General features: G+C 62.7%; 15 protein-coding genes. 7 read left to right on the plus strand and 8 right to left on the minus strand.

The genetic code is table 11. From position 1 onward, the window contains the following. The first annotated feature begins 268 nt into the window (after positions 1–268). The gene (locus tag AC0V7N_RS18265; RefSeq protein WP_475460046.1) at positions 269–1018 is read left to right on the plus strand and encodes a hypothetical protein; all 750 of its coding nucleotides are present in this window, start codon (positions 269–271) and stop codon (positions 1016–1018) included. Here AC0V7N_RS18265 and AC0V7N_RS18270 read toward each other — a convergent pair. Together AC0V7N_RS18270 and gcvA are read right to left on the minus strand one after the other, a co-directional pair. Further along, complete coding sequence (locus AC0V7N_RS18270; RefSeq protein WP_475460048.1) at positions 1015–1611, minus strand: hypothetical protein; 597 nt, start codon at positions 1609–1611, stop codon at positions 1015–1017. The genes AC0V7N_RS18265 and AC0V7N_RS18270 overlap by 4 nt on opposite strands. Before the next feature lie 126 nt (positions 1612–1737). Then, positions 1738–2637 (minus strand): transcriptional regulator GcvA, encoded by a 900-nt coding sequence (gcvA, locus tag AC0V7N_RS18275; RefSeq protein WP_475460051.1) that lies wholly within the window; start codon positions 2635–2637, stop codon positions 1738–1740. On the opposite strand from gcvA, the gene AC0V7N_RS18280 reads away from it, so the two are divergent. After that, positions 2636–2767, plus strand: a complete 132-nt coding sequence (locus AC0V7N_RS18280) for a hypothetical protein (protein ID WP_496627173.1) — start codon at positions 2636–2638, stop codon at positions 2765–2767. The genes gcvA and AC0V7N_RS18280 overlap by 2 nt on opposite strands. Then, the gene (locus tag AC0V7N_RS18285; protein ID WP_475460054.1) at positions 2764–3468 is read left to right on the plus strand and encodes an SDR family oxidoreductase; all 705 of its coding nucleotides are present in this window, start codon (positions 2764–2766) and stop codon (positions 3466–3468) included. The genes AC0V7N_RS18280 and AC0V7N_RS18285 overlap by 4 nt, the downstream gene beginning before the upstream one ends. 320 nt (positions 3469–3788) lie before the next feature. On the opposite strand, the gene AC0V7N_RS18290 is transcribed toward AC0V7N_RS18285, so the two are convergent. Together AC0V7N_RS18290 and AC0V7N_RS18295 are read right to left on the minus strand one after the other, a co-directional pair. Then, complete coding sequence (locus AC0V7N_RS18290) at positions 3789–6224, minus strand: EAL domain-containing protein (RefSeq protein ID WP_496627174.1); 2436 nt, start codon at positions 6222–6224, stop codon at positions 3789–3791. Between the two features lie 162 nt (positions 6225–6386). Beyond that, the gene (locus AC0V7N_RS18295) at positions 6387–7643 is read right to left on the minus strand and encodes a cytochrome-c peroxidase (protein WP_475460062.1); all 1257 of its coding nucleotides are present in this window, start codon (positions 7641–7643) and stop codon (positions 6387–6389) included. 371 nt (positions 7644–8014) lie between these two features. Here AC0V7N_RS18295 and AC0V7N_RS18300 point away from each other — a divergent pair, with 371 nt between their 5' ends. Next, entirely contained in the window at positions 8015–9547 is a 1533-nt protein-coding gene (locus AC0V7N_RS18300; RefSeq protein ID WP_475460065.1) for an acid phosphatase, read from the plus strand. A 10-nt stretch (positions 9548–9557) separates the two neighbouring features. Here the strand turns inward: AC0V7N_RS18300 and AC0V7N_RS18305 are convergent, their stop codons facing one another. Beyond that, positions 9558–10037, minus strand: coding sequence for an Lrp/AsnC family transcriptional regulator (locus tag AC0V7N_RS18305; protein ID WP_475460067.1), 480 nt, complete (start codon positions 10035–10037; stop codon positions 9558–9560). A gap of 109 nt (positions 10038–10146) precedes the next feature. Between AC0V7N_RS18305 and AC0V7N_RS18310 the strand changes: the two genes are divergently transcribed. Further along, positions 10147–10680, plus strand: a complete 534-nt coding sequence (locus AC0V7N_RS18310; RefSeq protein WP_475460070.1) for an RBBP9/YdeN family alpha/beta hydrolase — start codon at positions 10147–10149, stop codon at positions 10678–10680. A gap of 6 nt (positions 10681–10686) precedes the next feature. On the opposite strand, the gene AC0V7N_RS18315 is transcribed toward AC0V7N_RS18310, so the two are convergent. Beyond that, a complete protein-coding gene (locus AC0V7N_RS18315) occupies positions 10687–11283 on the minus strand; it encodes a DUF922 domain-containing Zn-dependent protease (RefSeq protein WP_475460073.1) in 597 nt (198 codons plus the stop codon). Positions 11284–11401: 118 nt separating this feature from the next. Between AC0V7N_RS18315 and AC0V7N_RS18320 the strand changes: the two genes are divergently transcribed. Beyond that, positions 11402–11599, plus strand: coding sequence for a hypothetical protein (locus AC0V7N_RS18320; protein WP_496627175.1), 198 nt, complete (start codon positions 11402–11404; stop codon positions 11597–11599). After that, positions 11593–11898, plus strand: coding sequence for a hypothetical protein (locus tag AC0V7N_RS18325; RefSeq protein ID WP_496627176.1), 306 nt, complete (start codon positions 11593–11595; stop codon positions 11896–11898). The genes AC0V7N_RS18320 and AC0V7N_RS18325 overlap by 7 nt, the downstream gene beginning before the upstream one ends. A gap of 193 nt (positions 11899–12091) precedes the next feature. Here AC0V7N_RS18325 and AC0V7N_RS18330 read toward each other — a convergent pair whose 3' ends face one another. Together AC0V7N_RS18330 and pdxR are read right to left on the minus strand one after the other, a co-directional pair. After that, the gene (locus AC0V7N_RS18330; protein ID WP_475460078.1) at positions 12092–13042 is read right to left on the minus strand and encodes an IS481 family transposase; all 951 of its coding nucleotides are present in this window, start codon (positions 13040–13042) and stop codon (positions 12092–12094) included. Between the two features lie 95 nt (positions 13043–13137). Continuing rightward, entirely contained in the window at positions 13138–14553 is a 1416-nt protein-coding gene (gene pdxR, locus AC0V7N_RS18335; RefSeq protein WP_475460380.1) for a MocR-like pyridoxine biosynthesis transcription factor PdxR, read from the minus strand. Positions 14554–14565 lie beyond the last annotated feature (12 nt).

Below are 14565 nucleotides of genomic sequence, written 5' to 3' on the forward strand. Positions count from 1 at the left end.
ACCTTGGTGATTGTCTGCGGGCTTTGAGAAAAACGTATGGCTGGACCTTGCGTGAGGTCAGCGCGCTGACCGGCGCCACGGTGTCGATGCTGTCCAAGGTCAAGACGAAAGTGTTTGCATCGATTCCATGGACCATGCCTCGTTGGGCGAGGGCGATGCCGAGATGCTGTGCGTCTGTTCCGGCGGCGAGCCCGACATGGAGGGCACGCTGCTGAGTGTGCTAGAGACGATGGAGGGTTAGGGGTGGGCGATTTTAGTAGAGGGTCGAATGACAAACAGAGGCACCAAATTGCCGTCGTCCAACCCAAAGCCACCGGGCTGGGGCAATGACGAGCTCTCGAAATTCCTAGAGGCTGCCCATCAGAACCAATATGCGACCTTTGTGAAAAAGCGCGAGCCGGTGGTCAAGCTGGTGGCAATCGACGCCCAGTTTGCCAAGGCCACGAAAGACTGGCTCAATCCCGAAAGCGAGATACTCGCGATGCTGTTCATCCGATGCATCGGTGCGTACCGGACTGCCAGCGGGCTTGCCATGTCTGGACAGGCAGCGGAGTGCTATGTGCAGTGTCGCTCGGTACTCGAATATGCGGCCTATGCCGTGCATATCAACAAGGATCAATCGCGTGGCAAGATCTGGCTCGATCGCCACGAAGACGAAGCCGGCATGAAGGCTTCGAAGAAAGCATTTCAGCATGTCGAGGTGTTGAAGTCCGTGACCGCAGCCAATAGGCATGCGGCGCAACGCTTCGAGACCGTTTACCAGCGTACAATCGATTTCGGTGGGCACCCGAATGAGCGTGCAGTGACAGCAAACCTCAAGATGATCGAGGAAGCAGATCGACGGAAGATGCTCGGAATCCTGCAGCACGGAGATGGTGTGCAACTCGAAATGGCACTAAAAACCACCGCGCAGTGTGGGCTTATCGCGCTTGAGTTGCTTGAGACGATTTACGGCCCAAAGTTCGAATTGCTCGGCATCAAGGCAGCAATGCTCGATCTCCGACGAACGGGGCTTTAGGCATCCGATTCGAAACGCATCACCTCGAAACATCTTGGCAACATACCATAGTCGAGCGGTTTCGAGGCGAAGATATTCTCGAAGACGGTGACACTTGATGCTGCCTCCCGACCACTCTCCTTGAGGCGGGCGAGCGCGCTGAATGAGGTGTTCTTGTTCGGTTGAAACGACCTGCCGTCGCTGAGGAAGCGTCTGTCAATTTTCCGGCTTTCGACACCAATTTGCAGAGTAAAATCGCCGTACATCGCGGCGATGAAATCATGGTTCTCGGTGCCGGATAGTTGCAGCGGGTCGTAGTTATTGAATATCACCAATACGGTACCCTTTCCCGCTGCCGCCGAAGCCTTAATCTGCGGCTTGCTGCGATTGATTCGCTCGCGAATAAAGCCGCCGACCTTGCCACCATGCACGACTTCATCCTTCCAGTCGCGGTCGGTTTCGATCTGCTTAAGTTCAAAGACGACCTCTACGCCCGGGCTCATGGTGATGACGTAATCGGGCGTTTTGCTCAGGCCGGGTGGGATGGAACGCCATTGCAATCTGTTGGCATCAAGCCAACCTTCGAAAACAGTCTCCGAACGGTTTTTTTGCATATCGATTGCATACCCCCATTCAGCGGCAACGTCATCGGGGCTCGAATTTGATCAACCACAGCAGGCGCGAATCCCCTTACTCCAACCGCCAACGGCGATGCGAGAGAACTTGCGAGGGATAGCCCCTCACAGCAGCGCCCGTTCCCCCGCATCGAGCAGCCATTGCCGCACGGCTTGTGTCGGCTCGGGATGGCGCTGTTTTCTCGGCATGACGACATAGAAATCCTGCGTGCCGCGCATTTCGCCGCTGACCGGCTGGACCAGCCGGCCGGCGGCGAGATCGGCGGCGACGAGGAAGCGGCTGGCCAGCGCTATGCCCTGGCCGGCGATGGCGGCGTCGATGGCGAGGCTGGTCTGGTTGAAGCGCATGCGTTTCAGCTCGGTCGTCATCTTCAGGCCGACCGCCTTTTCCATGAATTCAGGCCACAGATTGTGGGCGTCGTGCAGCAGGACGTGATGCTGGATTTCGGCTGCCGCGATTTCGGTTGTGCCGGCCGGCAGCAGGGTCGGGCTGCAGATGGCGATGATCTGCTGGGGGAACAGCAGGTCGACGATCAGGCCGGCGCCGAAGGGCGGGCGGCCTTGCCTGACCGCGATGTCGACGCCATCGGCCTGGAAACTCGACAGGCTTTCGCTGGCCAGCACGCGCAGGTCGACCAGCGGGTTGCCAGCCATGAAATCCTGCAGCCTGGGGATCAGCCATTTGGTGGCGAAGCTCGGCGTCACGCTGATCGTCAGCCGCGCCGGCTCGGGGCGCAGCAGCAGCGTCGCCTCCGAAATCAGATCGAAGGCGCGGCGGATGTTGGGCACATAGGCGCGGCCCTCGTCGGTCAGCGCCAGGCCGCGCGGCAGCCGCTCGAACAGCTTCGTGCCGAGATCGGCCTCCAGCCCGCGAATGTGCTGGGCAACCGCCCCTTGCGTGACGTTCAACTCCTCGGCGGCGATGCGGAAGTTGAGATGACGCGCCGAGGCCTCGAAGGCGCGCAGCGCATTCAATGGCGGCAAGCTCAGGAAGGCTTCGGGCATGCAGGAGTTTTTCTACAGGTTGATTTCAGGCATTCTGGTTCGAACGGGGCGGAAAACCAGCTATATCACCGCTCAAGTCCCGAAAACACCGCTTGCGGTGCCCGCCAATCCTGAGAGGAAAATCCAATGAGTGTAGAAAAAGTAGCCGTTGTGGTGGCCGGTGGCAGTGGCATGGGTGCCGCGGCAGCGAAGCGCCTGGCGGCGGACGGCTTCAAGGTCGCCATCCTGTCGTCCTCGGGCAAGGGCGAGGCGCTGGCCAAGGAACTGGGCGGGCTCGGCGTCACCGGCTCCAACCAGTCGAACGACGATTTGCAGCGGCTGGTCGACCTGACGCTGGAGCGCTATGGCCGCATCGACGTGCTGGTCAACAGCGGTGGCCACGGGCCGCGCGCGCCGATCCTTGAGATCACGGACGAGCAGTGGCACACCGGCATGGATGTCTACCTGCTCAACGTCATCCGGCCGGTGCGTATCGTTGCCCCGCAGATGGTCAAGCAGAAGGGTGGCGCCATCATCAACATCTCGACCGCCTGGGTGGCCGAGCCGAGCGCGATGTTCCCGACCTCGGCCGTCTTCCGCGCCGGATTGACCGCCTACACCAAGATATTCGCCAACACCTATGCAGCTGACAATGTGCGCATGAACAATGTGCTGCCGGGCTGGATCGACAGCCTGCCGGCCACCGAAGAGCGTCGCGACAACGTGCCGATGCAGCGCTACGGCACCTCGGAGGAGGTCGCCGCGACGATTGCGTTCCTGGCATCGGAAGGCGCCGGCTATATCACCGGCCAGAACATCCGTGTGGATGGGGGTGTTATCCGGGCGCTGTGAGGCGTCGACCAGGCTTGGTTCCTCGCCCCCCACGGAAGTGGGGGAGAGGTGGCCGCGAAGCGGCCGGAGAGGGGGCCTTCGCCAAGCAAAAGACGTTGCCCAGAAAGCTTAGGCCACGGTCGCACCAGTTCCCCCGCTCCGTCTCGGTTTTGCCGAGTCGCCTCTCCCCCGCAAGCGACCCGCAAGCGGGGGCGAGGAACCAGGTTCTGAGGCGAAGGCTCTCGCGACCCATACGCAGTTCTTCAATCATTTCTTGAAACCGGCACAGGCCGTTTCATGGTCTGATCGCGCTTGCCAAGGGGAGGCGGCAGTCAGACAGATTACGCGGTCAGGGCTTCCGGCTGTTCGAAAAGCGTATGAAGTTCGGAGGCCGGCATCGGGCGGCCAAAATACCAGCCCTGGACATCCGTGCAGCCATTCTCCCTGACCAGCCTGTACTGGTCCTCGGTCTCGACGCCTTCGGCGGTCGTCGTCATGCCGAGCGTGGTGCCGAGTTCGGCGACGGCCTTGACGATCGCCCGGCTTTCGCTGCTCTCGCACATCAGGCTGACGAAGCTGCGGTCGATCTTGATGCGGTTGAACGGGAACGACCTGAGATAGCTCAGCGAAGAATAGCCGGTGCCGAAATCGTCCATGGCTATGGAGATGCCGAGGTCGCGCAGGCTGTGCAGCGTGTTTAGCGTGTTTTCGTTGTTCGCCAGCAGAACCGACTCGGTGATCTCCAGCTCGAGCCGTGACGGCAGCAGGCCTGAAGCCGCGAGCGCCGCGGCGACCTGAAGCGGCAGCCCCTGCTGCTTGAATTGGGCCGGCGAGAGATTGACCGCGACCTTGACGGGCAGGGGCCATTTCACGGCGTCGGCGCAGGCACGCCGCATGATCCACTCGCCAAGCGCGTCAATGACGCCGGTCTCCTCGGCCAATTGGATGAACTCCGACGGCGGCAGCAGGCCGAGGCGCGGATGGTTCCATCGCACCAGCGCTTCGAAGCCGGTGAGTTGCGAGGTCTTTGCGTCGTGCAGCGGTTGATAGTGCAGGACGAACTGTTCCTTTTTCACGCCGAGCGCCAGTTCGGATTCGAGTTGGCGCCGCTCCTGCAGTCTCGCGTCCATTCCTGGCTCGAACGACCTGCAGGTGCCACGACCCTCCATCTTGGCCTTGTACAAAGCCAGGTCGGCATTGCGGATAAGGGTTTCCGAATTTTGCCCGTCGTCGGGGAAGACGGCGATGCCGATGCTGCCACCGATGTTGATCTTGTGACCCTGGATGGAGAATTCGTCGGACAGGGCATGAATGACGCGGCTTGCCAGCACGCCGGCCTCATCGTTGCCGTCGAGCAGGAGCTGAAGGATGACGAACTCGTCCCCGCCAATTCTCGCGACCATGGCGGTTTCGCCGGCATGGTGTTTCAACCGCTTCGCCACCGCACCGAGCAACTCGTCGCCGACCGGATGGCCGAGCGTGTCGTTGACCGGTTTGAAACGATCGAGATCGACGCAATGGACAGCCAGTTTCTCGCCGTCCCTGAGGCTTCTCAATGCCTCGTCCATCGTTTCGGCCAGGAGACCTCGGTTGGGCAGGCCGGTGAGAATGTCGTGCGTGGCGAGGTGCTGGATCTCGGCGGTTCGTTCCTCGACCCGCCGCTCCAGGGTCTCGGCGGCCTCGACCTGCATCGTCATTGTCCGCCCGATCGCGTACCAGCAGGCCAGCGCCAGCAGCGTGACCACCGCGACCGCCGCATAACCGGCCAGTTCGAATTCACGCACGGACTGGACGTCCAGGTTACTATCGAACCGGCTGTTGGGAAAACCGGCCCAGAGACGCCATGCGCTCCTGGGATCGTTGAGCGAGAGCGGGATGACTTCGGAATAGATCAGATCGGGGTCGGCCGCCGTGAAGGCGCGGGAATCCGCCGCCAGGGCCGTCGACATCTTGTGCTGGTCGGATTCAAACCCGTAGCCTGAATTGACGATGACGTAGTCGTTGCTCGGCAACAGTTTCCGCAGCGCCGAGGTCAGCATGATCGCCGACACGGAGCCGCGCAAGCTGCCATCCCCGCCGAAGACCGGGACCGAAAGGATGAAGCCTGAGCGATCGGCGTCATTGCCGGTGTGGATGAAATCGGTGTTGTCGCAAGTGATGAGCTCCTTCGTGCCGATAATCGGCACATTCAACCCGTCAATGGCGCTCGAATTCGGATAGTTCGTCTTCAGCCAGGCGAGCTGTTTGGCCAGTTCGTGGTATTCATAGGTCTCGATCTCCTCGGGGGGGCGGACCAGGGCATTCTGGTCCAATTTTCCGGGCTTCGCGTCCGCGGCGACCTCGGATCTCGCCTTGGCATTGACGATCAGCTGGTCGAATTGGAGGATCGGCTCCTCGAGCTTGCCGGTCACCGCATCGAAGCGGTCCGGGTTGAAATCCAGCGGCAGGAAGTAAACCTCGGAAATGGAGACGTTGTTGGCGAGGTTGTTGTAGATCTGCTGGATTGTCGCGCGGCCTTCGTCGCCCAGATTGGTGCCGTGCCGGTCGAGGTTTCGGACGCTGGGCAGATAGGTCAAGGTCCGCACATTTTCATAGACGGCCCGCAAGGCGTCTTCGACGGTCTTGGCCGTCGCTCTGGAAGCTGCCTGGGAATTCTCGAGATAGCGCTCCTTGGCCAGCGCGAAGTTTCGCTGGGCATCGATATGCAACGCCGCCAGCGTCGCCGCGCCGGTCAACAGGATCACAACAAATCCGGCCGCTCGCCTGAATGCGTTCATCAGAGTCCCACCATCGAGTGACGAGGGTTATCGTAGAGCGGTTTAGGAAGCGCTAATGGGATATGTCTTTCTTTACCGGTCCCAAGCGTTGCGGCGCATCAAATCCGGCAAATCCAGAACCCTTTCTTTCGCCAGCGGGCAGGCCAAAATGGGCAGGGCGGTTCAGTTCGCTGGCACCGCCTGCTGATCGGCGTCGGTGAGCGTGCCGAGAAACGCGACGATATCGTCGATCTCGGCGTCGTTCAGCGCCGGCTTGTCGCCGGGCTTTTTGCCGTTGAAGGGCGGATCCTGATTTAAGTTCGGCCAGTAAGCCTTTGGCAGATCGTCATATTTATTGACCGTGCCGTCGGCATTTCTGGGGTACCAATGGCCGGGGTCGGTGTCGCGGCTAACGTAGAAGGCGACGGCGTCGCGCAGCGTGTGGAAGGTGCCGTTGTGGAAGAAGCTTTTGCGCAGCGCGACGTTGCGCAGGGTCGGCGTCTTGAACAGGCCGCAATATTCGCTGCGGCCGTGGAAGTCGGTGCGCAGCGGGCCGCACAGGCCGAGATCGATATAGCTGGGATCGGCATTGGCCGGGATCGCCGCATTGCGCGGCACGGCGATGGCGATCAGGCCGAAATCGGTGAATTGCGGCGGCTCGCCGTCATTGGCCGGTTCGCTGAGATGGCAGCTGGCGCAATTGCCCTTGGTCCCGTCCTCGAACAGCGCGCGGCCGCGCATTTCCTGTGCCGTGAGCTCGGCCTTGCCGGCGAGGAAAGCGTCGTAGCGGCTGGAATAGGGATAGAAATCGGCGGCACTCTGCTCGAAGGTGCCGAGCGCCTCGGCGGCGGCGTCGAAGGCGTCACCCGGATGATCGAACACCTCGTCGCCGAAGGTTGCTTTGAACTCTTCGGCATAGGCTGACTTGCGCAAGGCGGCGGCGACGGCGGCCTCATCCTTGTTGGCCATCTCGAAGGGCGAGAGCAGGGGGATCTTCGCTTGGTCCTTGCCATGGTCGGCGCGGCCGTCCCAGGTCAGGCCGCCGGTCGGGCCATTGTCGACGCTCTCATCGCCCTCGTCTTCGGAATCGTAGAAATGCTCGGTGAAGGCGGGCGCGGCCTGCAGGTAGCGCAGCGAGGGCACGGCGCGCACGCCCGGCTGGTCGAGGTTTGACCCGCCCATCTCGACCGGCGAGGCCGAGGCCGGGCCGAAGGCGTGGTGCGGGTCATGGCAGGACGAACAGGCCTGCTTGCCCGACGCCGACAGCGCCGGGTCGAAGAACATCTTTTTGCCAAGCGCGGTCAGTGCCTGCGCCCTGGCGAAGGCGTCGGCGCGCGATAGCGGGCCGGGGTGGACGCTGCCCGCTGGCAGGCCGTCGGCTGGCCATAAGATCGTGATGCCGGCAAAAGTTGCGAAGGCAGCGGATTTCCATCGTGTCATGGGCAGTCCAGTCCGTTTGCCCTTGGCTAGAAGTGTATTGCTACGGATTGATGACCGCTGGTGAGGTTCAACTTCGTCTGCGCTGCGTTCCCTCGCGCCCCCCTCTGTCCTGCCGGACATCTCCCCCACACGGGGGGAGATTGGATGTCGTCTCGGCTTTCGCCAATCACCAAAGTTTGAAAAGGCGCGGTCGCGAAAGCTGCCAATCTCCCCCCTCGTGGGGGAGATGTCCGGCAGGACAGAGGGGGCGCTGTCGGGCTGGCGTTTCCTGCTATCCACATGCACACGCCGAGATGTCACAAAGCTGACAAGCACCAGCCCTAGCGTCGAAAAATTCCTCCAGCCATCCCCTAGCCACGAGGCATCTTCCCATGACCAGGTCTTTTCTCTCGCTTTGCCTCGCCTCGACGGCGCTGGCATCGTTCGCCACTGCTGCCCACGCCGCCCCTCCCGGTTACGACAAGATCGACACCGTCGTCGTCATCTATGCCGAGAACCGCAGCTTCGATAATCTCTATGGTGGTTTCCCCGGCGCCAATGGGCTGGCCAATGTCTCGGCCGACCAGGTGCGTCAGCTTGACCGTGACGGCAAGCCGCTCACCGAACTGCCGCCGGCCTGGGGTGGGCTGACCGGCAAGGGGGTGACGCCTGTTGTGACCGAGGCGCAGTCGGCGCATCTCAGCAATGCCAGCTTCGCCATCGACGACGCTGCCGGCTTCAACGAGAAGACCTCCGTCATCACGCGCGACCTCTGGCACCGCTTCTACCAGGAGCAGATGCAGATCGACGCTGGCCGGAACGACAAGTTCGTCGCCTGGGCCGATGCCGGCGGGCTGGTGATGGGCCATTATGACGGCTCCGGCCTGCCGATGTGGGCGGTGGCGAAGAAATACGTGCTGGCCGACAATTTCTTCCAGGGCGCCTTTGGCGGCTCGTTCCTCAACCATTTCCAGCTCGCCTGCGCCTGCGTGCCGGTCTATCCGCATGCCGACACCAGCCCGGTGAAAGGGCAGATCGCCGTCGTCGAGGCGGATGGCAAGACGCTGAAGGTGGCCGACAATTCGCCGGCCTCGGCGCTCGGCGGTGTGCCGAAATTCGTCAATGACGGCGCCATCACGCCCGACTTCTACGCCGTCAACACCATGCAGCCGCCTTATCAGCCGAGCGCCAACAAGCCGGTCGAAGGCGGTGACAAGGCCTTGGCCGATCCGGCGCAGCCGACTACACTGCCGCCGCAGCACGACATCACCATCGGCGATCTCCTGTCACTCAAAGGCATCGACTGGGCCTGGTATTCCGGCGCCTGGCAAGCGACGCTCGATGGCAAGAACGCGACGCCGGTGCCGAACTTCCAGTTCCACCACCAGCCGTTCAACTATTTCGCCGCCTATGCGCCCGGCACCGCCGCGCGGACCGCGCATCTCAGGGATGGCGGCCTGGACGGCGCCGAATTCATCAAGGCGATCGATGACGGCAAGCTGCCGGCCGTCAGCTTCTACAAGCCGCAAGGCAATCTCAACGAGCACGGCGGCTATACCGATGTGGCGAGCGGCGACCAGCATCTGGCCGACCTCGTCGCGCATCTGGAGAAGAGCCCGCAATGGGGCCACATGCTGGTGGTCGTCACCTATGACGAGAATGGCGGCTTCTGGGATCATGTCGCGCCGCCCAAGGCCGACCGCTGGGGACCCGGCAACCGCATCCCGGCCTTCATCATCTCGCCCTATGCGAAGATGGGTACGGTCGACCACACGCAGTACGACACGACGTCGATCCTGCGCTTCATCACCGCGCGCTTTGATCTGCCGGTGCTGACCGGCATCGTCGCCCGCGACAAGGCGCTGCGCAACAACGACCAGCCGCCGATGGGGGATCTGAGTGCGGCGCTTGACCTCAGCCGGTAGGCTTGGGCCGCTAACCGCCTGATCGCCGGATCAGCGGGCGGCCGATCGGCTTCGGCGTCTCGCTGCGCAGCACCAGCGCCGTGGTGACCGCACCATGGCGCGCCACGGCGTCGACGATGGTTTCAAGGTGGGCGGGCGAGGGCACGACCACCTTCAGGATGAAGCAATCCTCGCCGGTCAGCCGATGCACCTCGGTAATCTCAGGCATTTCGGCGAACTGCTTCAGGCACGGGCGGATGTGCTCATGCGTGGTGCGCACGCGGATGATGGCCATCATGCCGAGACCCAGCGCCGTCGGATCGATCACCGCGGTGTAGCCGGCAATGACGCCGCGCTCCTCCAGCCGCTTGACCCGCTCGGAGGTTGCCGGTTGCGACAGGCCGACCCTTCGGCCAAGTTCCGACATGCCGATGCGGCCGTTCTCCTGCATGGCCTCGACAATGGCGATGTCGGTCGGATCGAGCGGCGCGCGCTTATCGTGGTTCTTCATGGGCACCTTGAATTCATCGGCAATAAAGGGATTTTTCCGATGGTTTTCCCATTCTCGATGTCAGCGCAAGACGCCACCATGCGCCCTCAATCGATAGGAGCAAGGCGACGTGACGTATTTCATCATCCTGCCGGGTAGCGGCGGTTCAGGCCCGGCGCACTGGCAATCGCGCTGGGAAAGCGCCAGTCCGGCGATGCGGCGCTTCCAGCCGTCAAGCTGGGCCCTGCCCGATTTCACCGACTGGCTGGCGGCGCTGGAAGCCGCGGTGATCGCGGCCCCGGAGCCACCGGTGCTGGTCGCGCACAGCCTGTCCTGCCTGTTGATCGCCCACTGGCAGAAGATTTCGCAGAGGCCGGTGAGGGCCGCCTTGCTGGTCGGCGTGCCCGATCCGGCATCAGCGGTCTTTCCTGGCTACGGCATGGCTTTCGCCAAAATTCCGCAGGGCCGGCTGCGCTTTCCCTCACTGGTGGTGACCAGCACCGACGACCCCTATGGCTCGCAGGAGTATGCCGAGGCGAGGGCGGCGCAATGGGGCAGCCGCATCGCCGTCATTGGGCCGTTCGGCCATATCAATGCCGACAGCGGCCTGGGCGACTGGCCGGAAGGTTTGGCGCTTCTCGAGGGTCTGGTGTCCGAGGCTTGATGGCGCTCAGCCGCCATTCACCAAAGCGAGGACAAGCTTCTGCAGATTGCCGCCTTGGCCGAACTCGACACGGTCGAAATCCCGGCTGCCCTGTATCCTCGCCTTCGAGATCGCGTCGAGCCGACGGACCACTTCGGCCCTGGTCTTGCTGCATTTGGGATCGTCGGCGACGGTCAGCCCGTCTGTCGCGGCTTCGATGTCATGCACCATTTTTATCATGCTGGCGCCATGCACCTTCTCATGGGCGCTGACGCCAGCGATGAACACCTCCCAGTTCTTCTGGACGGCCGGCGGCAGCGGCGCGGAAGGACTTGGCAAGGTGTAGGTGATGACCAGTTTCGGCTTCCCCGCCGTCAGCACGCAATCCTTGCCTCTGGGCTTGTAGTCCCTGACCCCCCAGGTCAGCTTGAAGTTGGTGTAGGCGATGGCACGGGTAATGCCGACATTCGGCCCGTTCTCGCCGATCGACCGGTAGAGCTCCAGCCCGGACTGGCCCGAAATGGCGTAGGTCTCGACCTTCTCGACAGGCTTCCACTCGGCATGGGCGGTCACAGGCAAGGCCACCAGGGCGGCCAGCAGAAGACACAGGCGAACGCTAAACACAACTCTCTCCAAACCGGGGCCGAGCGGCCGTGCTGAACAGGCGATGCCACCGGATCGCTTTTCCTATATGCTGTCGACGGGTGCTGCAAATGTCGTGGCTCAGTCATGGGGGGAAATCATGAAAACGGGATATCTCGTCGTCGCCGGTGCCGTGGCCGCATTGCAGGCGGCGCGGCCGGCCTTTGCCGCGTCCTGCGGCGGCTGGAGCGCGAAGATGGAGGAGGATGAAGGCGGCAAGGTGCTGACCGCCTCGGTCTGCGGCGGACCGAAGGGCGATGCGTATCTGATGCTGACCTGTTCGAAACGCCGGTGCTGAGCTACGATCTGGGTGCCAGCGGCCAGCAGACGGAGCCTGGCGTCAGCGGCGCGTTCGACTTCAAGGCCGACGGCAAGACGGTGACCAAGACGCTGCAGCTGGAGGAAATGTACAATTATTTCGTGGTCAATCTGGCGAAGGCCGATCCGCTGCTGGATCTCCTGCGTTCGAAGGGCGATGTGTCGGTCAGTTCAGTCAAATATGGCGCGGCCAGTTTTCCGCTGAAGGGGTCGAGCGGGGCCATTGGCAAGGTGCTGGCGCAATGCGGCAAGGCGAAGCCCGCCGGTGATGCGGACTGAGTGCTTCGTCATCCTAGGGCGGGGCAAGGAGCGCAGCGACGCGGCGCAGACCCTAGGATCCATGCCGCGAATTCTGCCGGAAAATGCAGCGGAACCAGGATGTTATCCCGACGCATCACCGTTGTGAGGGCACCGGGTGTTGGTGCTCTATCCTGGCCTGTTTTGGCCCGTCATAGGCGTCGCGGCGCAGATCCTAGGTGTTTAGTCCTGGCGTTTGATGGGTTGGGTCGAGTCGGAAGCGTTTGGGCTCTTTTTTCCAGATTTTGCAGATGAACTCATAAGGTGTGAGCCCTTTGAGGGTCTTGAGCCTGCGGGCGAAGTTATAGGCTGTTAGGAAGTCGGCGAGGTGCCGGCGCAGTTGATCGTGATCGTCATAGTGGAAGCGCGTGACGGTGGCCTCCTTGATGGTGCGGTTCATCCGCTCGACCTGGCCGTTTGTCCAGGGGTGATTGATCTTGGTAAGCCGGTGCTCGATGCCATGATCGGCGCAAACGTCGTCGAAGACATGCTGGGGGGCATGGCGGTCGCAACTGCGATTGGTGAACTGGATGCCGTTGTCGGTCAAAATGGTATGGATGACATAGGGCACGGCTGCGATCAGATCCCGAAGGAACTGGACCATCGTGATCTTTTCGGCGGTCGCATGCAGCTGGGCATAGGCGAACTTGGACGTCCGGTCGACGGCAACGAACAGACGCAACTTGCCCTCGGCGGTCTGCACCTCGGCGATATCGATATGGAAATAGCCGATCGGATAGGCCTTGAACTTCTTCTTGCTCGGCTTGTCGGCGCCCGTCTGCGGTAACCGCGAAATGCCATGGCGCTGAAGGCAGCGATGCAATGACGAGCGCGTCAGGTGTGGGATCGTCGGCTGAAGGGCATATAGACAATCATCGAGCGGCAGCAACGTATGTTTGCGAAAGGCGACGATGGCGGCTTCCTCTTCGAGCGACAGCACTGTCGAGCGCGGCTCTCTGGGACCGGTCGGCAGATCGGCGGTCGAGGTTCGGTGCCGCCACTTCGCGACCGTCTTCGGATCGATGCCATAGCGCTTGGCGAGCTTCTTCAGGCTCTCTTGACTATTTTGTATTGCTCGACGGGTTGCCTCTGTCGTCGTGGCCCGGCCGTGTAGAACCTGTCCCATAGTGCCTCCTTCCATTCGGAAGAAAATATCACACCATTAAAGCCAGGGATCAAACACCTAGGGTCTCCGCGACGCCGCTGCGCGGCTGCTTCGCCCTAGGATGACGAAGGGAGGGGATGCTGTTGCATCACCCCGCCCAACCGCACCGTCGCCGCCCTCAACTCCTCATCCGAAAACCCGGAAAAACCCAACACCAGCCCGTGCCTCGGCGCCCGGTCGACGAACATCGCTGACAGCGCTCGGGCGCCGACGCCCACCGCTTTTGCCGCTTCGACAATCGCCGTGTCCGGTCCCGCACCCTTCAGCATCGCCATCAGATGCAGCCCCTGTTCGGGCACCGTCACATCAAGCGCATCGCCGCAATGCGCCTCGAGCCCCGCGACCAGCACATCGCGCGCGGCTTGCACACGGCGGCGCACGCGTCTGAGATGGGCGGCGAAATGGCCTTCGTTGAGCAGATCGGTCAGTGCGCCTTCGGCCAATGTCGAGGGGTAGCGGTCGGAGCGTGCGCGGACCGCCATGACGGCATCAAGCAGTGGCTCCGGCACCACGACATAGCCGATGCGCAGGCCGGGGAAGAGCACCTTCGAGAACGTGCCGAGATAGGCGACGCGGTTCGCGCCATCCATGCCTTGCAGCGAGGTCAGCGGCGGGCCGGCATAGCGGAACTCGCTGTCGTAATCGTCCTCGATGATCCAGGCATCGTTGCGCCGCGCCCAGTCGAGCAAGGCAAGGCGGCGGCGCATCGTCATCGTCACGCCGAGCGGATATTGATGCGAGGGCGTGACATAGGCCGCGCGTGCGTTCGGGCAGAGGCTTTCGCCGATCTCGGGATCGAGCCCTTCGGCGTCGACTGGCACGCCAACCACCTTGGCGCCACCACCGGCCAGCGCTGCATACGCCATGGGATAGCAAGGGTTTTCGATCCAGACAGCGTCACCGGGGCGAAGCGCCGTTCGCACCAGGAGGTCGAGCCCTTGCTGTGTCCCCGAGGTCAGCACGATCTGGCCGGCATCGCAGCGCACGCCGCGCGCGGTTCGCAGGTATGTGGCAATCGCGGTGCGCAGCGGCAGGCCGCCGCGCGGATCGCCATAGCGGAAATGCTCGGGGCCGGGGCGGGCGAGGTGGCGCGACAGCAGGATGCGGAACAAATCAAGCGTGCGCGGGTCGGACACCGCCACGCCAAGGCCGCAAGGCAGCGACGTGGCGGCATCGATCTCCGGCGGGCGCGGCTTGATCAGCGCCACCGGCAAATGCGGCACATCTGGCGCGACGAAGGTTCCGGCACCGACCTTGGCTGTTGCAAAGCCTTCCGAGATCAGCATTTCGAAACAGGCGACCGCCGCCGAGCGCGACAGGCCGAAACGCCGGGCAAGGTCGCGGGTGGTCGGCAATTTGGCGCCGGCGGCCAGTGCGCCGGTCTCGATCAGTCGTCTGAGCGCCGCATAAAGCTCGCGGCTGCGTGGGCCGTCGCCTGGCAGCACCGGGATCAGCGCCGACCAATCCGGCATATTGGTCTGATT

The organism is Mesorhizobium kamtschaticum (assembly GCF_056174585.1).